General features: G+C 69.8%; 13 protein-coding genes. 6 read left to right on the plus strand and 7 right to left on the minus strand.

All coding sequences use genetic code 11. The annotated features are described in order from the left end of the window. Positions 1-56 precede the first annotated feature (56 nt). Both IPK71_12415 and IPK71_12420 read left to right on the plus strand, forming a co-directional pair. Entirely contained in the window at positions 57-2,906 is a 2,850-nt protein-coding gene (locus IPK71_12415) for a protein kinase (protein ID MBK8214536.1), read from the plus strand. Further along, positions 2,903-6,523 (plus strand): hypothetical protein, encoded by a 3,621-nt coding sequence (locus IPK71_12420; GenBank protein MBK8214537.1) that lies wholly within the window; start codon positions 2,903-2,905, stop codon positions 6,521-6,523. The genes IPK71_12415 and IPK71_12420 overlap by 4 nt, the downstream gene beginning before the upstream one ends. A 36-nt stretch (positions 6,524-6,559) precedes the next feature. On the opposite strand, the gene IPK71_12425 is transcribed toward IPK71_12420, so the two are convergent. Then, positions 6,560-7,729, minus strand: coding sequence for a serine/threonine protein kinase (locus IPK71_12425; protein MBK8214538.1), 1,170 nt, complete (start codon positions 7,727-7,729; stop codon positions 6,560-6,562). A gap of 108 nt (positions 7,730-7,837) precedes the next feature. Here IPK71_12425 and IPK71_12430 point away from each other — a divergent pair, with 108 nt between their 5' ends. After that, positions 7,838-8,941 carry a hypothetical protein gene (locus IPK71_12430; protein MBK8214539.1) on the plus strand — a complete coding sequence of 368 codons (1,104 nt, stop codon included), beginning with the start codon at positions 7,838-7,840 and terminating at the stop codon, positions 8,939-8,941. An 84-nt stretch (positions 8,942-9,025) separates the two neighbouring features. Then, positions 9,026-9,943 (plus strand): RluA family pseudouridine synthase, encoded by a 918-nt coding sequence (locus IPK71_12435; protein ID MBK8214540.1) that lies wholly within the window; start codon positions 9,026-9,028, stop codon positions 9,941-9,943. Positions 9,944-9,959: 16 nt separating this feature from the next. On the opposite strand, the gene IPK71_12440 is transcribed toward IPK71_12435, so the two are convergent. Further along, complete coding sequence (locus IPK71_12440; GenBank protein MBK8214541.1) at positions 9,960-11,153, minus strand: FIST C-terminal domain-containing protein; 1,194 nt, start codon at positions 11,151-11,153, stop codon at positions 9,960-9,962. Between the two features lie 212 nt (positions 11,154-11,365). Here IPK71_12440 and IPK71_12445 point away from each other — a divergent pair, with 212 nt between their 5' ends. Both IPK71_12445 and IPK71_12450 read left to right on the plus strand, forming a co-directional pair. Then, a complete protein-coding gene (locus IPK71_12445) occupies positions 11,366-13,945 on the plus strand; it encodes a hypothetical protein (GenBank protein MBK8214542.1) in 2,580 nt (859 codons plus the stop codon). A 665-nt stretch (positions 13,946-14,610) separates the two neighbouring features. Continuing rightward, positions 14,611-15,471: a hypothetical protein gene (locus IPK71_12450; GenBank protein ID MBK8214543.1), complete on the plus strand. Its 861-nt coding sequence runs from the start codon at positions 14,611-14,613 to the stop codon at positions 15,469-15,471. A 155-nt stretch (positions 15,472-15,626) separates the two neighbouring features. On the opposite strand, the gene IPK71_12455 is transcribed toward IPK71_12450, so the two are convergent. From IPK71_12455 to IPK71_12475, 5 genes are all read right to left on the minus strand, one after another. Further along, complete coding sequence (locus IPK71_12455; protein MBK8214544.1) at positions 15,627-17,165, minus strand: hypothetical protein; 1,539 nt, start codon at positions 17,163-17,165, stop codon at positions 15,627-15,629. A 175-nt stretch (positions 17,166-17,340) separates the two neighbouring features. Further along, complete coding sequence (locus IPK71_12460; protein ID MBK8214545.1) at positions 17,341-17,940, minus strand: rhodanese-like domain-containing protein; 600 nt, start codon at positions 17,938-17,940, stop codon at positions 17,341-17,343. Beyond that, positions 17,940-19,526 (minus strand): sulfurtransferase TusA family protein, encoded by a 1,587-nt coding sequence (locus IPK71_12465; GenBank protein MBK8214546.1) that lies wholly within the window; start codon positions 19,524-19,526, stop codon positions 17,940-17,942. Before IPK71_12465 ends, IPK71_12460 begins: the two co-directional genes overlap by 1 nt. Before the next feature lie 8 nt (positions 19,527-19,534). After that, positions 19,535-21,121 carry a serine/threonine protein kinase gene (locus IPK71_12470; protein MBK8214547.1) on the minus strand — a complete coding sequence of 529 codons (1,587 nt, stop codon included), beginning with the start codon at positions 21,119-21,121 and terminating at the stop codon, positions 19,535-19,537. 539 nt (positions 21,122-21,660) lie between these two features. Next, complete coding sequence (locus tag IPK71_12475; protein MBK8214548.1) at positions 21,661-22,746, minus strand: DUF882 domain-containing protein; 1,086 nt, start codon at positions 22,744-22,746, stop codon at positions 21,661-21,663. Between the last annotated feature and the right edge of the window lie 68 nt (positions 22,747-22,814).

Here is a 22,814-nt window from a genome sequence, read left to right on the forward strand (position 1 = left end):
TCCTCGTCGGCGCTCGTGCCGTCCACGGAGGCTTCCTTCATCCGGTGGTGCAGAACGTGGCGGACAAATCCCAGACGGACGCGGCAAACCCGGCAGCCCGGGTCGGCCAAGTCATCAAGGGAAAGTGGACGATCGAGGCCTTGCTGGGCGTCGGTGGTATGGCGGCCGTGTATTCCGCCGTGCACCGCAACAGCACGCGCGCCGCCCTCAAGATCCTCCACGCCGACTTCGCGCGTGAGAAGACCGTCGTCGAGCGCTTCCTCCGCGAGGCCTACGTCTCGAACAAGGTCGGTCACCCGGCCACGGTGCAAGTCCAAGACGACGACGTCACCGAGAACGGCGAGCCGTACCTCGTCATGGAGCTGCTCGAGGGCGAGACCGTCCGCGACGCGTGGAAGAAGTGCGGCCGCACGATGCCCGTGGTCCGCGTCCTCCAGATCGCCGAGCGCGTGCTCGACTGCCTCGTCGCGTGCCACGCGATCAACGTCATCCACCGCGATCTCAAGCCCGCGAACATCTTCATCACCGACATCGGTGACATCAAAGTGCTCGACTTCGGCGTCGCCCAGATGCGCGACGCGACGAGCGAGCGCACCGCGACCGGCACCGCCCTCGGCACGCCCGCGTACATGTCGCCCGAGCAGGCCATGGGCCTCGTCGACCAGCTCGACGGCCGCGCCGACCTCTTCTCCGTCGGCGCGATGATCCACGCGCTCGTCACCGGCCACCGCATCAACAACGGGCGAACCGAGCAAGAAGCGCTCGTCATGGCCGCCACGAAGCCCGTGCCCTCCGTCGCGCGCCTCGCGCCGAACCTCCCCCTCGAGGTCATCGCCCTGACGGACAAGTCGCTCCAGTGGGATCGGCGTAACCGCTTCGCCGACGCCGGCGAGATGCAAGCCGCGGTGCTCGAGGCGCTCGCGAAACAGGGCGGTGAGCCGCTCACGTACGGAGGCGCGGCCGCGCGCCGTGGCAAGGGGCCCGCAGGTCCCGCGCAACCGCAGCCGGTTCCGCAAGCCCCGCAGCCCGTACCGGCGAACGAGCCTTCGCACGGCGGCACGAGTGGATCGTCGCCGCAAGCCAACGCTCCGCTCGCCTCCGGCTCTCACGTCGCCGCCCGAGGCGATGGTAGCGGCGCCAAGCCCGCACCTGCCAAGCCCGCGCCCGCGCCGGCCGTCGCCGCGCCCGAGGTCGCCGAGAACGATCCGCGTGTCCAGGGCGTCAAAGATCTCTTCCGGCACTTCGACCGCGTTCTACCGAGCGTACGTCAGTTCGGATGGCAGCACCCCGCGACCGACCGGGCGCTCCGCACCGCGCACGACGCCTTCCGGGATTCGCTCATGCGCGAGCCCGAGCTCATGAAGTTCACGGTGCGCCCGTACTCGTTCGTCGTGTTCGGGCACAACGTGTGGGAGCCTCAGGCCCCGTACGACTCGATCCCGTACAACCTCTTCGCCTGCGGCATCCGCGAAATGCGCATCGGCGCCACCATCACGCTCGAAGAGCTCCGCGAGTGCCTCACGCTCATGAGCCTCGATCCGGGCCGCGATCTCCCCCCCGAGGACGACATCGCCGCCGCGTTCTGGGAGAAGAACCTTCCGAGCGTGAGCTACGAGTGCGCCGAAGCGTTCGCCGAGGGCGACGCCGGGGAGCGCGAGGCCTTCTTCGAAGAGGCCGATCAGCTCGAGCAGCAAGCCGAGAACGCCACGCGGCAGAACGTCAGCCGCATCGAGACGCGCACCATGGCGATCTCGACCGACAAAAACGCGCTCGTCGCGCCTCGGACCCAGAGCGTGCTCGCGCTCGACGAGGTCGTGAAAGGTGCGATGTTGAGCCAGTTCGAGATGAGCCGCGACCAGTGGGCCGACAGGTTCGTCGACTGCTTGGTCGATGGCTTCCTCGACGCCGCCGCCAACCGCGACGCGCCCCTCGTGCTCGCTTCGCTGCGCAAGTCGGGGCAAGACTTGGTGGTCGCGGGGCGCGTGGACGTGCTCGTGCAGCTCTACAACACGGTGGTCGAGCGGGTGGGGCACCGTGTGTCGAACGCCGAGAACCAGCGCAAGCTCGCGATGGTGCTCACGAGCGCGATGTTCGGAGGCGAGACCTTCGACCTCGTGATCCGGAAGCTGCGCGACGATCCCTCTCGGGTCGACGTGTTCCTCCCCATCATCGCGCTCCTCCCGCCGTCGGAGATCCCGGTCGTGCAGGCGGCGCTGCGCGAGCCCTCCCCTCCGCAGGTGAGGTCGCTCCTCGTGGGGTACCTCGAGCGTCACCTCGCGGGGCGCGAGGGCGAGATCGCTCAAGTGGCCCTCGGCGCCGACTCCGAGGTCGCCGCGGCGATCGTCGGCCTGCTCGGGCGCGCGGGCACCCCGGCCGCTCGCCAGGCGCTCGGGAGCCTCGCCCAGACGGACGACGTGAACGTGCGGGTCGAGGCGCGGATCCTGATGATGGGGTCGCCCGATCAAGCGGTGGGCGAGGTGTCGCGCATGCTGGACAACCCGTCGGCGCTGGTTCGCATGGCGGCGCTCCGAGCGATGATTCGCTACGGCCTCCGCGGCGCGTGGGTGGCCGTGCAGAGGGTCGTCCAGTCGAAGCCCTTCTTCGATCTCGGGAGCGACGAGCGCAAGGAGCTCCTGCGGGCGCTGTTCATCCTCGGCGCCGATCGTGGTGAGCCCATGCTGATCGAGCTCGTCAAGAAGGGTGGAGTGCTCGCGTCCGAGTCGCGTGAGTCGACCCGCGCCATCGCGTGCGAGGTCCTCGGAGACTTCTCGCGCTCGAGGCTCGCGATCGCCGCCCTCAACGAGGTCTTCGCCTCTCGCTGGGGCACGGCCGAAGAGACACGTCAGGCCGCGACCGCCGCGCTCGCCAAGATCGCGGCGCGCGTCGAAGGAGGTTCACCGTCATGACGATGCGGCTCGACATCGTCACGAACGATGCGGGAGAGCTCGTCCGCCGCGAGCACGCACGCGACCAAGGCGCCGCCGCGCTCATGGCCGTGTACAAGCTCGCGAAGCTCGCTCAGGTCCACAACCTGACGAACCAAGCGTTCCTCCAGCAGCTCGATCAGACCGTCGCCATCGTGGCCGACTACTGCATCCGCTCGGGCGCGAACCTCAACATCCTCTTCGCGCACAAGGCCGCGTTCATCACGGGGCAGCTCCTCAAGGGCTCCCGTGGCGTGTACCAGCTCGCCTCCGAGCTCGGCGAGATCTTCGAGTGGCTCGGCGGCTCCGAGCTCATCATGCTGCGCGACATCTCTCGCGAGGAGATGCTCGCCTTCGCCGAAGAGATCTCGCGGTGCATGCGCACCGAGCGCGGCTCGTTCCGGTCTCCGACACCCAAGATTCGCCTCCGTAAGGTCGCCGACGCGGCCCGTCTACGCGGCATCGAGGTCGAGCAGCTCGATCAAGAGCAGCGCATTCGCCGCACGTACGCCTCGGCCGTCGTGGTCATGCGCAGGTTCTACGAGGACCTCCAGGAGAGCCACTACATGCTCCCGCGGCGCATCAAGCGCGTCGCGCAGAGCCTCGTGGACCTCTCCGAAGGCAGCACGGCCGCGTACCTCGGCGTGACCGAGGCGCGCAACGCGAACCACGACGAGGCGGGCCGCGCCGTCAACTCTGCCATCCTCGCCGTCGCCGTCGCCCGCGAGGTCACCCAGGACCGCGTGGTGCTCGCGCAGGTCGCCATGGCGGCCATGATGCACGACGTGGCCCGCCCCAGGGCGTTCGCGCTCGCGAAGTCCTCGGCCGGCGAGTTCGCCCCGATGATGACCACGCTCTCCGAAGACCAAGAGGACCGCCTCGCCGCAGGGACGGCCGCGGTGCTCACGGCGCTCGGGCGCGTGAACGAGCCTTCGATCACGCGCACCGTGGTGGCTTACGAGGCGCAGTGGATGCGGCGCCAGCAGTGGATCGGCGCCGTGTACCGCGGGAAGCGTCCGCCCACGATCCACGCGCGCATCATGCGCATCGCGCGCCGCTACAACGACCTCCTCACGCCCGAGCCAGGTCTACCTCCACCCACCACGGACTACGCTGTCGCCCAGCTCGACGAAGACCTGCCCGATCCGTCCGACAAGACGGTCCTGCGCATGCTCGTCTCGGCGCTCGGTCTCGTGCCCCTCGGTACCGTGGTGCAGCTCTCCACCGGTGAGATCTGCGAGGTCACGCGTGGAGCCACGGGCCCGCTCGACAAGCCCAAGGTGAAGGTCGTCATGGACGCCCGCGGTGGCGTCGTCGCGAACGGCCCCGAGATCGACCTCGGCAAGCCGAACCCCCGCGAGCCGCCCCGGCAGATCAACCGGGTGATGAGCATCGACGGCTGGAAAAAGGGCCTCGAAGGCTTCCGCCGCGAAGATGGCAACGCGGGTGGTGGCTCCGACTACCCCCCCGCCGACTCGGCTCCGCCGCCGCCTGCGCCCGCACCGAAGCCTGCGCCCGCGCCCGCGTGGGTGCCACCCGTGCAGGCCGCGAAGCCTCCGCAAGAGACCTGGGATCCGATCCAAGAGTCTCCGCGGGGCCCGCGCGCGCCCATCGAGCTCGGGCTCGATCCGGCGAGCTCTCCTCCGGCGTCTCAGGCCCAACCCGACTACTCCGCGTGGGGCGACTCTCCGGCCGGTGACCGCAGCAGCTCGAGCGGCGTCAGCACCAGCGGCGTGAGCGCGTCCGGCATTTCGATGGGCACGAGCCCTTCCCGCGTGGGCATGTCGCTCGGCTCTTCGCAGGAAGGTCGTGTCGCGCAGCCCCCCGGCGCGAGCCGGCCTCCGTCCCATCCCGGGCGAAGGTCACCAGCTGCCACGGCCGCACCGATGGGGCGCATTCGTCCTGACGGCGTCGCGCCGACGGCCGAAGGTGTCCTCTCGGCGACGCCGCTCGTGCACGTCCTCGTGTACATGCTCGACCACTCCCTCACGGGGACGGTGATCTTCGCCGAGGGCGAGTTCGAGCACGCCGCCTACTTCATCAGCGGCGTCCCGGCCAAGGTGCGCCTCGCGTACGGCGGCGTGAAGCTCGGTGAGGCTCTGGCCCGTCTCGGTCAGCTCGATCCGAACGAGCTCGATGCGATCTCGGCGGAGGCGAAACAGCAGGGGCTCCTGTTCGGTCAGTACCTGACCGAGCATCGTGGCGTGAGCCAGCAGGTCATCGGGCTCGGGCTCGAGCTCCAACTCCTCGAGAACCTCGCCGCGCTCACGAACCTCCAGCCCGAGACGACGTACTCGTACTTCTACAACGTGAACTCGCTCGAGGGGTGGGGGGCGGGAGACCTGTCTCTCCAGGGCCCGCTCAACTCGATCCTCACGTCGACGCGCCAGTGGCGAGATCGCTCGCGCATTCGCGCCACCCTCACGCGCATCGCGAAGCACCCCCTCGTCTTCTTCGACGAGTGCGATTTCGAGTCGCTCGTGCTCACGCCCGAAGAAGAGGCCGTCATGGCCGTCTTGCGAACCGAGAGCGTCACGTACGGGGATCTCGTCGATCGCGGTGTCGTCGACGAAGAGGTCGTGAACTCGCTCGTGTACACCTTCGCGGTGACACGTCAGTTCGCCTTCAAAGGCCAGAAAAAAGGCCCGATGGCGGCTCGGGGCTCGCGCAAGGAGATGGCGCGGCCTTCCGTGTCTCCGCCCACGCAGATCGTCACCTCGCCTCGCGCGCCTCGTGTCGCGGTGCCGGTCCTCGAACCGCCCCCGGCGTCACAGTCGCGTCCCCAACACTCGGTGCCGCAGCCGTCGGTGCAGCAGCCTCCGGCGAGCCTCGGGAGCACGGGGCAAAACGCGGCGATGAAGCGTCCCGCGATTCGGCCCATCCGGCCCGCGGGTGCCCCGTCGGCCCCGCAGATCCGACCGATCGCACCCGCGGCGCAGACGCCCTCCCGTCAGGCCCCGTCGGCGCGTATGCCGGTGGCCACGGCGCAGCCGAGCCCCAAACCGCCGCCCACGCAGCCGGAGCCGCACCCGACCGAAGACGACGACGAGAAGACGGCGATCGCGACCGCGCGGCCCAACTTCGCGGCCATGCGGCCCAACGTGCCTCGTCCCGCGGCGAAGCCAGTCCAGCAGAGCGCGACGGCTTTCGCTGCCCGGCCGACACAATCCGGCCCGGTGGACCTCGACGAGGTCGAGATCGAAGAGGGAGGCATGGCCGACGCCGAGCGCGCGCTCGAAGCCATGACCGACTTCCGCCTGGCCGATGCGGCGCTTCAGCGCGGCGATCTGCCCACCGCCGAGACGCTCGCCGAGAAGGCCGTCGAGGGGGATCCCTCGCAGGCGGAGTATCGCGCGCTGCTCTTGTGGATTCGATCCCAGGGGCGCCCGAACGAGGTAGCCGACATGCTCGGTGAGCTCGATCTCGTCCTCGCCGACGATCCCGCGTGCGAGCGCGCGCACTTCTACCGAGGCAAGTTGCTGAAGGCGCTCGGCCGGCACGTCGACGCGCTCGCCGCGTTCGAGGACGTGCTCACACTGAACCCCCAGCACCGCGAGGCCTCGACCGAGGTCCGTGTCCTGCGCGCCCGGCGCCCCTGAGCTGTCGTGCGCAAAATCTAGTGTAGTTGCGGGTGTTTAGTGTGCCCCGGGTTGGGGCATACCCATCGTGCGGTACCCTCGAACGAGGGCGTCGCGCGCGGCCTGCATCTTGGCCGTGCCGCTCTTCGATGCGGTCGCCTTCGCGAGGTCGGACAGATCCTTCTGCGCTTGCCAGGTTGGGGAGGGCGCGATGCCGAACGCTGCCCGAAACGCCTCGCCCATCTCGTGTGCGGTCCGAAATCGTGCGTTCGGATCCTTCGCGAGCGCTCGCGCGAAAAGCGCCTCGAGCACGGGGGGCGCTTGCGGCAGATAGCGGCGAACGGGGGGATGCGCGGTCTCGACTTGATCGCGGCGCACCTCGTACTCGCTGCGATCGGCGGTCGGGAAGGGCAGCCTCCCGGTCAGCGTCTCGTAGAGGACGATGCCGGCCGAGTAGAGGTCGCTTCGGCCGTCGAGCGGTTGCCCGAGCACCTGCTCCGGTGACATGTACGCGCCCGTCCCGGGGGCGTTCTTCGCCTCTTCGGCGGTCGGCGGCGCTACGCGCGCGATGCCGTAGTCGGTCAGCTTCACGATGCCGTCGTTCCGGATGAGCACGTTCGAGGGCTTCACGTCGCGGTGCACGATGTCGAGGGCGTGGGTCGCGGAGAGGGCGCCCAAGAGCTGCTCGACGTAGTGCCAGGCGCGACGAAAAGGCACTCCGGGGAGCCCCGCCGGGCCGGCGAGCTTGGCGCGAGCGACGTGGCGGGCGATGACGTCCTCGAGCGTCCCGCCGTCGACGTACTCGAGCGCGAGCGTGAGGGTAGAGCCCACGCTCGACGGCCCCGCGCTCGACTCGGCAGGCACCCACTCGAAGAGCTCGTAGAACCCGACCACGTTCGGGTGGGAGAGGCGCCGGAGGGCGTCGGCCTCGCGCAAGAAGAACGTGGTGAACTGGTTGTGCAGGCTCCCGTGATGCTTGAGCTGCTTCAGCGCGACGAGGTGCGGGGCCTTTCCAGCGTGGGGACCTCCGGGCGCGTAAAAGAGCCATGCCTTCCACACGACGCCCATGGCGCCGGCGCCGAGGCGACTCTCGACGACGTACGTCCCGAAGCCTCTGTCGATGCGCGTGCCCGGGCCTACGAGCGGGGCCTTTCGGCGCGACGGCTGGAGCGACCGGCACGACGGGCACACCACCGTTCCGGGGGCGATCGGGGTTTGGCAGCGCACACAGGGAGTCAAGCTCGTCCGAGTGTATCCGGGCTCTCGGCGTCGCGCGGCATTCTTGGTGCTCGCTCGGAGGTGGCCGAACGGCCTCGGGGCGGTAACGTAGGAGGGATGCGCGGAGCCCCCGAGCCAGGCGACGACCCCTTGCTCGACGACGAGGAGGACGAGGCGACACCGTCCTCGGGCCCGGTCGCGCGCCTGCGAGACGTTGCCTCGCGCGTCTCCGATCCTTCCGGGAAGCCCCCTCCGGACTTTCGCTACGTCGCGCTCGAGCCGGCGAAGGGCGCGCGCCTCTCGCGAGCCCTCGTGCTCGGCGGCGCCGCGGTGGCCGGGCTCGGGCTCGTGGTCGCTCACGGGGGGAGCGGCATGGTGCTGTCGTTCGTGGGCGCGTGCATGTCGTCCATGGGGCTCGTGCTCGGGGCGCGTCGTCGCGACGACGGCCCGGCGCTCGCGCTCGTCCCTTGGGGGCTCATCGTCGAGTCCGAGAGCGAGCCCCGCGCGCTCTTTTGGTCTTCGGTTCGCGCGGTGCGTGTCACGACGGCGCACGGCCGCGACGGGGGGAACACGACCACCGTCGCGACGTACGTCACGGTGGAGACCTCCACCGAGACGTTCTCGGGGCGCACTCCGGGCGAGGCCAACCTGGAGCGCCTCGAGGCTCACCTCGCTTCGTATGCCGAAGAACAAGCCGCCCCGCTCGCGCTCGATCTGGCGGGGACCCGGCCGTGCGAGATCACGGACGCCGACGGCGGGGAGCGCGTGGTCCGGTCGGCGCGCTCGTGGCTGGGGTCGGCCGAAGCGCACGTCGAGCTCGGGCTCGAGTCGGGCACCTACCGCGCCACGAGCGTCCGCGCCGCGAGCCCCCTCGCCGACGCGCGCCTTCGCGCCGTGTTACGCGCTCCCGTCGAGAGTGGGCACGCCGACCCTCGCGCCTTCGCGGCCGTCGTGGCGGCCGAGCTCGGCGCGTTCGACGTCGTCCCCGAGCTGCTCGCCCTCGTCCAGTCACCTCACCCGCTCGTCGCCGCCTTCGCCAAACAAGCGGCCCGGAGGCTCGGCGCGCCCACCTCTCGGGTCGGCTCGCTCGACGAGGTCGCGCCGTTCCTGCGCGCCGACGACCTCCGCGTGCTGCGCGACTGGGGCGGCGACACCGCGCACGAGGCGGCTGCGGGAGATCAGCCCGAAGCGCTCGAAAGAATTGAGCTTTCCCCTGGATGAAGCCCGCTCGGTTCCGCCCGCGGCCCCACCGAACGAGGCACCCGGCCGCCTCGACGTTCGTTGTGCTACACCCACGGCGTGTCCATCCATGAAGTAAAGGTACCTGACGAGCTCGACGGAGCCCGCCTCGACAAGGCCCTCGCCGCGCTCGTTCCCGGTGCTTCGCGCGCCCGCGTGAAGGCGGCCATCGCCGAGGGAGGCGTCCGGGTCAACGGGCGCCGTATGCCCAAGGGTGGGGTCGTCGGCGCCGGCGATACGCTCACCGTCGAGCTCGGCGACTTTTCGGCTCCCGAGTCTCCTCCGGTCCCCGAGGACGCTCCCCTCGACGTGCGCTACGCCTCACCCGCGATGCTCGTGGTCGACAAACCTGCGGGCCAGCCCTCGGCGCCCCTCCGCCACGGCGAGACGGGCACGCTCGTCAACGCGCTCGTCTTCCACTACCCCGAGACGCTCGGCGTCGGTTACGGCGTGCGCGAGCCGGGCCTGCTCCACCGCCTCGACAACGACACGTCGGGGCTCCTGCTCGTCGCGCGCACCGCGGCGGCGTTCGACGAGCTCCGCGACGCGTTGAAAGGCGGCGCGATCGTCAAAGAGTACCTGCTCATCTGCCGTGAAGAGGGCCTCCCCGACGAGGGCACCATCGCGTTCCCGCTCACGAATCACCCCAAAGACCAGCGCCGCGTCTACGCGTGCGTGCACCCACGGGACGTGATCCGTTACACCCCTCGTGAGGCCTCGACCGACTACGTCGTGCTCTCTCGGAAAGACGGGCTCGCTCTCGTGCGCGTCGTCGTGTCCCGCGCGCTGCGGCACCAGATCCGAGCCCACTTCGCCGCCATCGGCCATCCCCTCGTGGGAGATGCTCTCTACGGCGGAGATCCCATCCCCGGGCTCGCGCGGCACGCCCTCCACGCGTCGCGCATCGCCCTCGAGACGGGCACCCCGGGCCTCTCGTTCGACGTGACGAGCGACCTCCCTCCCGAGCTCGCCGCGCTCGTCTGAGCGTGGCGCGCGCCCGTCACTCGGGGAACGCGACCACCACGGCCGACGAGTTGTAGAACCCGTTGGCGTCGCGGTGGCCGAGCGCGATCTCGCCGTTCACCGCGGTCCCTCCGAAGGGGACCCCGAGCGTCTCGGCGAGCCCGCGGGGCTCTTTCGCGTACGACTCACCAAGCACCAACGTACGGCCCGTGCAGACGAGGCCCATGGCCCCCGAGGCGCGCCCATCGACGCCGTGGAGGGCGTTTTTGGCTGCCAGCCTCGAGGCGGCGAGCATGCTCTCTTCGGTCGCCGTGACGAGCTGCACGTCGGCGCCCTCGGGCACGCTCCCGAAGAGATCGACCGAGCCGTCGTCGTGGATGTGCCTCGAACCGCGCACGATAGGCTCGCTCCTGCCGTGCCCCTCGGTGCCCAAGATCGCGAGCTCGTAGCGGGACGCGAGGTAGAGGGCCACGTTCGACTCGGGCAGCTTGGCCCCATGCGCTCGGGCCTCTTCCAGCCACACGTCGATCGCGGGTCGATCGTCGAGGGTGACGAGGCGCGCGCCGTCGGCTCGGGTCACCTTGTGGGGCCGTCCGATCGGGCTCCACCCGTGTCGCGCCGAGATGCCCACGGCGCGCTCGGTGAAGAGCCCCGCGATCACTACCGCGGTCTCGCTCGTGTCGCACCCGTCCGACCACACGAGGCCCCCCGAGGTCTCGTCGTCGTGCGAGAGAAGCCCGCCCGCGAGCTGGGCCCGCGCGGATGCGCCCTTCTTGAGCGCGGCCACGAGGGAGTCTCCGACGATATGCCGGCTCGTGGCGAACGCGAGGCAACAGAGCTCCCCGCGCCCTCTCGGGGTCTCCTGGTCCGAGCGCGCCTGGAGGTCACGAGCCGCGGCGACCACCTCGAGCAGCTCGACGTTCGTGGGGACGACGGCGCGTGTGGTCACCTCGACGTCGTCGCCGCCGAGGAGCGACACGGAGATCCCGACCTTCGCGAAGGCTCCCGGGCCGAAGACGCACGACGCCCCCGTGCCCCCCACGAAGGCCGCCCCGGGGAGGTGGGCGCGGAGGAGGTGGCTCATGCGCGAGAGCCCCTCGTACCGCTGGCTCGCGAAGACGACGGCGAGCTTCGGCGGAACCACGAGCGACGCGCGCGCCTCGTCGAGCGCGCGGCCCAAGGCCGTCTCGAGCGCCGTATCCGTCGCGGTTGCCGTCGCGAATCGAGTCATCCCCCACCTTCAAGAAGACCGCACCCACGGACGCTCCGCAAGAGGTTCCCCTCGCGAACCGCCCTCGGACCCATCTAGGCAGAAATCCTCAATGGTTCAAGGAAGTTCTGCCTGGAGGAGGGGACCCTCGCCGTGGCCGACCGCGTGCGCCCCGTGACCGCGCCCACGCAGAGCTTGACGGAGGCGCACACCGTGCCGCAATAGGGCGACCGGTGACCCTCCCCGAACACGAACCGCCTCCGGGCCTCGCGCGAAAGCGAGCCGCGCTCGCGACCTTCGCCGGGCTCGGCCTGGTCGCGGCGTTCTTTCGGCCCGGCCCTTCGGAGCCCACGTCGGCTGGGGTCGCCGAGATGCTCGGGCGAGCTGCCGGAAAGGTCGTCGATCCGCGCGAGTTCCGCTGGGAGCCCAGCCGTGGAGCGTTGGTCGACGCGTTCTTCGGCCGGCGTGTGCTGTTTCTAGGTGCGTCGGTCGCTGGTGCTCCGCGAGACGTGCTCCGCGCGCGTGTCCGCGTGACCCTGGAGGGCCGCCCGCTCGACGTCCGCGACGTGCGAAACCTCACTTCGACCGACCTCGGCGACGACCACGCGCTCGTCGTGCGTGGGGATCGGGCCGCCTACGCCACGTACGCCTTCGGTCACGAGCAGAGCGTCACGTACCTGGATCTCTCGGGGGAGGGCGCGAAGAACATCACGGTCAAGCTGCACGATCGGGCCATGGCGGCCGTCACGAACGCCCAGCAGACGGGCTCGCTCGAGGGCATCGGCCGGGTCGACGTGACCCTCGAGCAGCCCGCGCGCGCGGTGGGCCTCGCGCTCGACGACACGGGGCTCGCCGTGTCCCTCGCGGACGACGCCGGGACACGCTCGTTCCACGTGCTCGCCGCCACGGGAGAGCTTGATCACGAGGTCGAGGCCGTGCACGCGCAGGCCTCTCAACACCTCCCGAAGCGGCTCGTCTTCTGGGCGGTCGACACGGTGCGCGCCGTGCCCGAGATCGGGCCCGCGCCGATCGCGTGGCTCGAGGAGCGCGCGTTCTTCTTGCGCGATCAGGGACGGAAGCTCTCGTACAAGGTGGGCGGCGAGGGGGGCGAGCTCGCTCAAATCGCTCCCGAGCCTCCGAAGCTCCTCTCGGCCGAGAGCGCGGGCGAAGGCGCCGCCGATTTTCCTCCGCCGAACATCCCGTCCATCTGGAAGAACCCTCAAGAGGGCGAGGGCGTCTGGGTCACGCCGACGCAGCCGTGGCTCAAGCGGTTCCCGTCGTTCGGGCAGGCCGGCGAGCCCGCGCCCACCATGTTCTACCGCACGTTCGTGCGGCCCGACGAAGAGCGCGCGTACGCCAAGGTGCTGCTCGTCGCCATGGACATGCGCCAGCTCGATCTGGGCATGGAGGGCGGCATGGAAGATCCGAAGCCCGCCGTCGGGCCGCCGGGAGCGGGCCGAATCCCACGTGACCCGGAGATCTTCACCAAGGTCGCCGTGTCGTTCAACGGCGGCTTCAAGACCGAGCATGGCAGCTACGGCATGATGGTGAGGAAGCGCGTGCTCCTTCCCCCGCAGCCCGGCGCCGCGTCCGTCGTTCTCCTCAAGGACGGTCGCGTCGGCATGGGCTCGTGGGGCAACACCACCAAAGTCTCGGGCCTCGTCGACATCGCCGACGGCGACATCCTCTCGTTCCGCCAGAACCTCGACCCGCTCCTCGACGGCGACAAGGTGAACCCGAGCGGGCGCTCCCTCTGGGGCTTCACGTTGCCCGGCACGAGCATGCAGACCGAGCGCTCGGGCATCTGCGTCACGCCCGCCGGTCACTTGTATTATGCATGGGGCGATGACGTCTCGGCGACGACGCTCGGGAAGGCCATGAAGATGGCCGGGTGCACGTACGGCATGCACCTCGACATGAACCCGCACCACACGGGGCTCGTGTTCACGAACATCACCGAGATCAAGGGCAAGCAGTACAAGACCGAGCTCCTCTCGAACCAGATGGAGATCTCGCCCGACAGGTTCATCGACTTCTCCCCGAAGGACTTCTTCTACCTGACGGTGCACGACCCGACGCCGCCGAAGCTCGCGGCCGACGTCACGGCCAAGGCTTGGGCCCCCGACCTGGGCGTTCAGCCCGCGCCCGCGTGGTCGCCGGGCCTGTGGTCGACGTCCACGTCGTCGGGCGTCGAGGTGCTCTACGCGTCGTCGGGCCGCGCGCTCTACCACGTGCGCGCCGGCAAGAACGAGGTCGGGGCCGGCGCGACCGAGCTCTCCGAAGACGACAAAAAGCGGGTCGTGTTCGCCCTCACGCTCGGCAACTCGTCCGAGAAGCACCCGCTCGGCCTCGCGACGGACGGCAAGGTCGTGCGCGCCCCGTCCGCGTCGGCCGAGCACGCGGTCGTCGTGATCTCGCCTTCGGGCGGCGTGACCCTCGTTCCCGCGTCCGAGGCCAAACCCGGCGAGAAGGACGACGCCGTGGAGCTCCCGCTGCTCGTCGCGGAGGGCAAGGCGCTCGCGAAGAGCGCACGGGCGGGGCTCGGTGTGGCGCCGGACGGCTCGCTCGTGGTGGCCCGGAGCGCGGCCGCGTCACGTGCCGTCGCGGATGCCCTCGTCGCAGCGGGATGCAAGGTCGCGGTCGCGCTCGATCGAGGCGCGGGTGACCCGGTCTTCCTCCATCGCACGGGTACACCTACACCGCCCCACGTCACGTACGAGGCGACGACGCTCTACGCGATGGCCAAGCCGCTCGTGCCGAAGGGGTTCCGGTTTCAGCCCGTGAGCCCCGTGCCGCCCCCGACGAAGAAGTGACATCGGGCAACGCGCGTCGCGTAACTGCTTGATCCTTGGTCGGGAGATCCGACCGAGGTCGGGAGATCCGACCGACGTTGGCGGCAATGCCATGATATTCCTCACTTGTTGTCCTAAGTGCGCGATATCTCGTAAACGCACCCGGTAGACACTTCGAGCGCCACCTAAAGCCGCCAACATCACGGACACCTTGGCGATGATGTCGGAATGTTGGCCCCTAGGTGAGTTCTAGGTTGACCAGGTGGGATACTAAGCTACATAAGCGGCGCACCCAGGGAGGACTTTCCAAAATGCGTACCTCGATCTTCGCGCTCGCCACCGTTTTCTCCGTCTCGATGCTCGCTGCCTGTGCGGCCGATACCACCGTGTCCGACGATGGCATCGAAGAGGAGGTCACCGGCGAGACCGAGGACGCCCTCTCCGTCAACGGCAACTACGGCTTCTACGTCGTGACCCGTCGCGACTTCCGTCGCTGTGTCTCGCCCCTCTGCGGCGGCGTCTACGTGAAGCGCGCGAACCAAGCCCTCACGACCTGCGCCGACGGCACCCGCCAGGCCGAGTGCTACGTCGGTAGCTACGACTTCCGCGCGACCGGCCTCGACGACAACGAGCAGGCCGACTTCCGCGGTCTCTTCGAGGCGAGCCACGCGGTCGTCCGCGGCACGATGGTGTCGACCCGCTTCAACGGCCAGCGCATCGGCAAGCTCCGCGTCGCGGAGGCCTGGAAGGGCGCGGCCGAGGCCGACGTCACCGGCACGTTCTACCGCGCGGCCGACAACGGCATCCGCTGCATCAAGGCGCCCTGCCCCAGCACCACGGCCTACACGCTCAACTCGCGCGACCAGCAGAACGTCATCCGCGTCGGTATCGACTCGGTCGGCGCATCGCGCGACGAGGTGGCCGCGGCCCGCGCTGCTCTCGCGACCCGCGAAGGCATCCTCGTCGGTGGCGGCGTCGCCATCCCCAAGTGCCTCCCCTCGTCGATCAACTGCGGTCCCTTCCTCACCGCCGAAGACTTCTACCTCCGCGTGAAGCACCAGGCTGGCCCCGCCGCGTGCGGTGGCATCGCGGGCCTCGGCTGCAAGGCCGGCGAGTACTGCTCGTTCGCTCCCGGTGCGATGTGCGGCGCCGCCGACCAGATGGGCACCTGCGCGAAGCGCCCTGACATCTGCACCAAGGAGTACCGCCCGGTCTGTGGCTGCGACGACAAGACCTACGGCAACGCCTGCATGGCCGCGGCCGCTGGCGTCTCGGTCGCGAAGGACGGCGAGTGTGTCACGGGTCCCACGCCCGGCGCGTGCGGCGTTCGTGGCGGCGTCCAGTGCAAGGCCGACGAGTTCTGCTCGTTCCCGGCCGACGCCCAGTGCGGCGCCGCCGATCGCCCCGGCTCCTGCGCGAAGCGCCCCGAGGCGTGCATCCAGGTCTACCAGCCCGTCTGCGGCTGCGACGGCCGCACCTACGGCAACGCGTGCTCGGCCGCGAGCGCGGGCGTCTCGGTCGCCAGCAACGGCGAATGCGCGAAGTGAAGCGAGTCTAGTCGCGCGAGCGACGAACACGAGGCGGGCGTGGTGACCGAGAGGACGCCGCGCCCGTCGCGCATTTGCGTACCTTCCACCTATGCCTTTCGGGGGGGGCGCCTCGCCGTGGGCCGACGTCGAGAGAGTCGAAAGGAGACGATGTGCTACTTGCGAGCGGCGTCTCTGGCAGCGCGTACTTTGCCGAGAAGTTGCACGTATTTCCCCGCATGAACGCTGTCCGGGACGATCGCGAGGCCGTGCTCGAGCTCGGCTACCGCCTCTCCGAGGCGCCCTGCGGCGAAGTGGGCCTCGGCGAGGATGACGTGTCCGCCGAAGTAACCAGGATCGAGCGCTACGGCTCTCTTCGCCGTCGCGAGCGCCGCGTCGAGCGCGTTCCCCTCCGTCTGCGACCTGGCGACGAGGAGGAGCTGATCGGCCGTGCGCGCATGACTCTCGAGCCGCGCGAGCGCGTCGCGCTGTCGGCTCGCCGCGGCCTCCGGCATCGACTTCCCTTGCCACTCCCGCGCGATGGCCAGCACCTCACCGAAGAGGGCCCTGGGATCGTCGGGGGTCCGCACGAGCACGTCGTGGAAGAGGGCGCGCGCCTCCGTAGCGTTGGATCGTAGCGCCATGCACGCAGCGCGGTAGGCGACCTCCGGCGAGTCGAGATCGTGCGAGCGAGCGGCCTCTAGCGCCGCCTTCGCGAGCTCCTTCCCGTCCTTCTCTCCCCACAAGAGGCGCGCCCACATCAGATCGATCTCGTAGTCCGCGAGCGGGCGAGTCTTCTCGATCGGCGCGATCTCGATTTTTGGTGCATCATACACAAATCGATCCCAGCTCCACCCCGAGGTGTAGCGTGCGAACTGGCCCTCGAGACCCTCGAGGGGGATCTCTCCGACGCTCTTCGCCCAGCTCTCCACGAACGACTTGCCGTCGCCGAGCGAGGTCCGGAGGAGGCGGAACCGCGCGCGCAGCGCGTCGTCTCCATTGCTCAGCATGTGAACGAACGCGAAGGCCGCGTGGTAGTAGAGCGCCACGACCTCGTCTCGCCGATAGGGAACGGCGACGTCGTTCGCGTAGAAGGTCGATTGATCCGCGTCGAGCAAAGCGCGCACGTTCGGGGCGACCCCCGGCGGCACGTACGCTCCCGGCACGACCTCGCCGAGGGTCAGCTTGCCGTTCTCGACCTTCAGCGTGGAGTAGTACTGCGCGAGCCCTTCGTTGAGCCACATGGGGACCGCGCCGTACGTGTACGCGACGAAGCGGTGCGTGAGCTCGTGGAGGAACGTCGCCCTCACCGCAGGCGGATAACCCGACCCGGCCAAGACCAGCGTCGGCGTGTGCTCGATGTCTCCCCCGAGCCGCTCCGCGGAGAAGCCCGAGTACTTGGGCCAGTACTCCGACATCTCCCGTTGGTCGTGGAGGAGCACGATCCCTAGCCTCTCGGCGCCGCCCGCACCGCGGGGGAACGCGGCGGCGGTGAGCTCCGAATACCCTCTCTCGAGCTCGGTCACCGCGCTCGCGACCTGCGTGGCCTCGACGTCGGTGCGCACCACGAAGTGCTTGGTCGTCACTTCGTACCAAGGGTGCCCGCCGTGGGCCGGGCAGCCTGGCTGCGCGACGTTCTTCACGCACCCCGTCGCCATGACGAGCGCGACGAGGCTGGCGGTGGAGGTGGAGAGCCTCGAGCGTGGGCCGAGCATTCGTCCCCACTAAGCGCGAAGCGGATTTTTCGCAATATGATGCTTGAAGCCCGGATCGGACGGTGCGCGGATCGTGTCGCCATCCGGGCGCGGCCCGCCTGCACCGCTCCGTGCGTCCGTGTCTCCGTGCGGCCCCCCGGTGCGCTCCGCCGCGCCGAGTCCGGACGGGAGCCCGTCAACGCATCGGGAAGAGGCGCAGTACGAAGGCCCCGATGCGCTCGCTGTCGCCCCCGAGCGCCCGTAGCGTAGCCGCGGCTCGGTCGACGAGCGTGCGCCGCGTGGTGAGCGGCGTGCGCGCGGTGACCTCTCCGGGACGAACCCCGGTGGCCGCGTGGATGCGCTCGTACGCGGCCATCGGGTCGAGGTCGTCGCGGTCGAGCGCGAGCTCCACGAGCTCGGCCAAGAACGCCGAGCGGAGCTCTTGCGCCAAGTCGTGGACGGGCGGGCCGTGCGGCTCCGGGTAACACATGGGGAACCCGGTCGCGCCCCACGCGAGGAGGCCGCCCTCGAGGTGCATCGTGGTGCCGAGGAGCGGCTCGAGGGCCCGAATCGCGTCTCCGCTGCGTCGTCCGCTGACGCACGAGAGCACGACGGGCCCCTCGCTCGAGAGGAGGGACAGCTTGCCGGCGAACGCGCGGAGGTCGTCGCCGAGGTAGAGCGAGATGGAGCCGGGGATGAACCCGAGCTCCGAGACACGCTCGTCGAGGGGGCGAATATCGACGAGCACGAGCGATCGATCGCGCTCGAGGTCGATCGGAGAGAGCCCGACCAGCATCAGAACACGAGGCTCATCTTGCTCGTCTTCGCGGCGTCGACGAACGTGGCGACGCCCGCGAACTCGAGGTTCTTGTACGGGTGGAGATCGCGCTTGGTGATGCCCATGACGCCCATACTCATCGTGCACGCCACGAAGCGCACCCCGAGGTCCTCGGCCGACGCGAGCAGCGAGGGGAGCTCGGAGACGTTCTGCTTTCGCATGATCCCTCCCAGGATCGCGGAGCCCATGCCGCCGAAGTTGAGCTGGCCGAGCGCCATCTTGCGCGGCCCACGCGGCATGAGCTTCTTGAAGACCCACTGGAAGAACGAGACCTTGCCGTGCTCGGCGTCGCGGTTCGGGCGATCCCCTCGGAGGGTGTTGAGCCCCCAAAAGGTGAAGAAAATCATGACCTTCATGCCGGCGGCCGCGGCCCCGTTCGCGACGATCAGCGCCGCGAGCAAGACCTCGAGATCGTTGTGGAGCACGAGGAGCGTGCACTCGGGCCCGTCGGTGCGTACGGCGAGGCCAGTGCTCGTGCCCGTGAGCCGAGCGACGAGCCGCGAGGGCGCGCCGACCGTGAGCTCGACGATCTCGTGCCCGCGCGCCGAGAAGGTCTTCAGCACGGCTTGAGCCGTCGGTCCGTCGGGCAAGACGAGCTCGGCGAGTAGGCCGGACCCGAGGGTGGCGACGCGCTCGGCCTCGGCGAGCGCCATGGCACCGCTCATCGCGGTGAAGTCGAAGCGCGCCGAAGGGCCCTCGGTCGAACGTGGGGCGGCCACCGGCACCATGGCGACTTGTGCGGGAGGGGGCGTCGGCGTGAGCGCTGCGGCCCCGATGCGCTTCGCCGTGCGCAGACGTACGCGCAGGACCGGCCCCTCTTGCGAGCGCAGGAGCTCCGTCGCGCCCGACGACCGGCAGTACGACTCGACGTCGGCCGGGAAGGCGGGATCGTCGGCCATGATCTCGACCTCGGCGCCGGGGTTCCCGCGGGCGAACCGCGCGAGGGCGAGCACGGGCTCGGGGCACTGTTTTCCGCGGCAATCGAGGGTCGTGATGGCCCCCGGGGGCGCGCTCGGCACCTTCCCGACGGTCGACGCCGGCGCCCTCGACGAGCCCGCGGGGATCTCGAGCCTGGCGCGAAACGTCGCCCCTTCGCGGACGAGCGAGACGAGGCTCGCGCCTGCGCTCCTGCACCACGCCTCCACGTCGGCGCCGAACGCCTCGTCGTCGGCGAGCACCTCGACGGGGCCGGGGGTGGTGCGGGCGTGCCGCGCGATGGTCAGCACCGGTTCGGGGCATTGTTTGCCGCGGCAGTCGAGCACGGTGGACTGCGCGATGGCCCCGGGCGTCGCAGGAGACGTGGGCGTCGCGTCGTGCTTCTTGAGAACCTGGATCACGGCGCGATGCGCGCCCGAGACGTCGTCGAGCGCGACGAGCGTCGCCCCGGAGCTTCGGCACCACGAGCGCACGTCGGCGGGGAAGGCGTCGTCGTCGGCGAGCACCTCGAACGTCCCCCCGACGTTCGAGAGCTGGCGGGCGGCGCGGGCAGTACGGAGCACGGGCTCGGGGCACTTTTGGCCCCGGCAGTCGATGGTCTGGGTCATGATGTCTCTCAGGGGGAGAAGGGGGTTCGAGGGGTCCTCACGCCGCTGCCGGACGAAGGCGCCCGGTCGCGCGTCGCGCGCACGAAGGCAGCCTCGATGTCGGTGACGAACGTGAGGGGCGAGGCGAGATCGCCCGAGCCGTGAAGCACGCGGAGGGTGTGGCAGAGCGTCTCGACCTCGCGTACGCCGACGTCGCGCGCGAGCGACTCGATGGCGTGGCACGGCGTCGTGATGTCGCTCCCGTCGGAGAGGGCGCCCTCGAGCTCGAGGAGCAAGTTGGGCATCGCGCCGACCCAGCGGTTCCACTCTTCGGAGCGCCGTGGCGGCGCGCTCCTCGGGACCGACGTCGGCGCGTCCATCGTCGCGCGTGTCTCGAGGTGGCTCGCGAACGCGGGCGGCGCCATCGTGCGGCGATCCCGGAGTTGCTCCCCGAGGTCGTTCAGGCGGTACGCGCCCCCAGGCAAACGGATGCGCGCCTCGAAGGGAATGTCGTCCCAAGCGACGACGCCCGTGCCCGTGGCGACCACGAACGCCGGCGTGTCGGGGCACACCTGCGCGAGGTGATGAAAGGTGGTCGCGGCGCTCGGGGTCTTGATGTGCGCGCCGATCAAGAACGCTCCGAACGAGCCGTCCTGGCGCGAGGCGAGGCGAGGATCCGCCGTCGAGAGGACGCGCACGCCGAAGGGCGAAAACGCTGATTTCAGCGGCCCCACGAGAGAGCCGTCGTCGTCGATGACGAGCACGCGCCGCTTCACCGACTGCGCCCCCGGGACGAGCAGGAGCTCGAGCTCTTCCCGCACCTCCTCGAGCGTCGGCCGGAACGATGGCACCGGATCGAGCAGGTTTCGGAGCAGCCTGTCGAGCGCGGGCGAGATGTCCGGGCAGACGTCCTTCGGGTCGGGCGCTTGCTCGAGGTTCTGCACCGCATGAAAGAGGCGCTCGGGCTCCCGGATCTCCTCGAGCAGCTCGCGCCCCGTCGCCGCCCACCAGAGGAGCGCCCCGAAGCTGAAGACGTCCGAAGCCGACGTCGCGTTGCCCGAGAACTGCTCGGGCGCGGCGTACCCTGGTGTGCCGGCCACGAACTCGCCGGAGGCCCGCTCGGTGAGGCGCGCGATGCCGAAGTCGACGAGCTTCACGACGAGCTTCCCGTCGTGGTCCATCGTGAGCATCACGTTGTTCGGCGTGACGTCCCGGTGGACGATCTTGTGCCCGTGTACGAGCTCGAGCACCGTCGCGAGCTGGACGAAGGCATCGACGAGCTCTCGTGTCGGCATCGGCCGGCCCTGGAGGCGCACGAGGCGGCTCCGGAGCGTCTCCCCGTCGATGTATTCCATCGCGATGGCGGGGAGGTGGTCGCTCGTCTCGCCGAACGTGTACACGGTGCACAGCCCGGGGTGACGGATGCGTGTGGCGGCGCGGACCTCGGCCGCGAACCGCTGCTTCAAGTAGGGCCCCGCGGTGCCGCTCTCGGCATGGGCGATTTTCACCACGGCGAGGCGCTCGGTGCCGAGCTGCTCGGCGAGGTAGGCCGCCCCGAACGCACCCTCACCGAGGACGCGGACCAGGCGAAAGCTCTCGAGCTCGATGTTTCCGATGCGGGACGATGCGTTCTTCTTTCGTGGCTCCGGGTTCGGTGTTGACGGTTGCGCTCGAGGTCCCCCAGACCCTCGACTTCGGAGGTGGGTTCGGCGCGGCTGTCTCTCACGCCTCTATCAAGGGGTCGGGGCCGATGTAGGCACAAGAGCAAAAAAGCTTGAATTCTTGAGCGTTTAAGTTACCCCCTCGAAACAATTTTGAAACCTGCCAAGGCGGCAACGAAACGGGTTGAAACGGTCGGTCGGGTTACCAGTTTGGGGGCCCGCGCACGGTGCTCGACCCACCCTCGCGCACATCCCTCGGGCGACGAAATGGCCGGCCCGTCACCGCTCGGCGCCCGACGTGAAGTGGCAACGTTGCACACGATGCACGCGTGTCCCGCCTCGCGCTCGCTCTTGCTCGCATCCGTGTCCGGAGGACGTGCGCGACCGGATCGGCGTCACACTTCGAGGCGCGAGGGACGAAGCCGAAGTCACGGGCTGCCACGAGGCACGTGAGCCCGCTCACGGCCCCGAATCCGAGTCGCGCGCCGGGGGCCTCAGGGCTTCGTCGCGGGGGCGCCGGGCGAGGGCTGAGGCATCTCGACCTTGGGGGCGTCGGTCTTGGGAGCGTCGGCCTTCGGAGCATCGGCGCCGGGGGCTGCGGGCGCTTCGGTCGGGGCCGCCGGCGCAGGGCCGTTCAGCGTGGGGTGCTCGGCGTGCACGTCGCTCGTGCCTTCGTCGGCGTCGACGTTGGGCGCGTGGTAGCGCGGGGGCTCGCCGGGCTTCGAGTAGTCGATCCAGAAGGCCGACTGTGGGCGCACGTCGAGGTGCACGAAGACGCTGTTCGGGTAGTAGCCCACGCCCACGTCGTGGAGCGTTCGGCAGAAATCACGCAGCACGGTGTTCGGCACACCCTGCACGCGGAAGTCCATCGCGCGGCCGTGGTTGTGGTTCGAGTGCGGCGTGTACTGCTTCGGGCTGAAGGGGCGGAAGCCGCTGATGATCTCGATCTTTCGGCCGCCGAAGTGGTTCGACACGATGCCGAGCAGCGCGACGAGGCGTGCGTCGGGAGAGAGCGTCGCCCCCGAGGTCGAGTGCATGATCTTCTTGAACTGCTCGAGCGCGGCGCCCGGGACCTTGCCGCGCGCGCTCACGTTGACCGTGGCCTCCTCGCCCGTGCCGAACCGAACGAGGTGGACCACGTTCGGGTGCTTGGGCTTCGCGGCGTAGCCGTCTTTTCCTTTGCCGACGGGGGGCGGGGGAGGCGCGCTCGTGGTGGCGGGGCCGTGCACCGAGCCGGCGGGCGCCGTCGTCTTTCCTTGGGGGGCGGCCTTCGCTTGGCCCTCGCTCTTCGGAGGCGCGGCCTTGTCTCCGGCCTTGGGGGCGACGCCGGGGATGGTGAGCGTCTCGCCGATGCGGAGGCGCTTGGGGTTCGCCTTGGGGTTCGCGTCGGTAATCGACTTCGCGCTCACGTGGTAGCGGGCGGCGATGGTCGCGATGGTGTGACCCTTTCCGACCACGTGGGACACGTCGGCCTGGGCGACGCTCGGGCCAGCGAAGCCCGCGAGGAACGCGAGGACGCCCGCGAAGGCGATGGGCGCGGAGGACGAGAGGCTGTCGCGAACGGACCTTGGAGACCCCATGGGCCGCCTCTTAGCGCATCCGCCAGCGAAGGCTACCCCGGACGACGGCATGACGGTCCCGAAAGGTC

The organism is Myxococcales bacterium (genome assembly GCA_016712525.1).
Classification (GTDB): Bacteria; Myxococcota_A; Polyangia; order Polyangiales; family Polyangiaceae; genus JAAFHV01.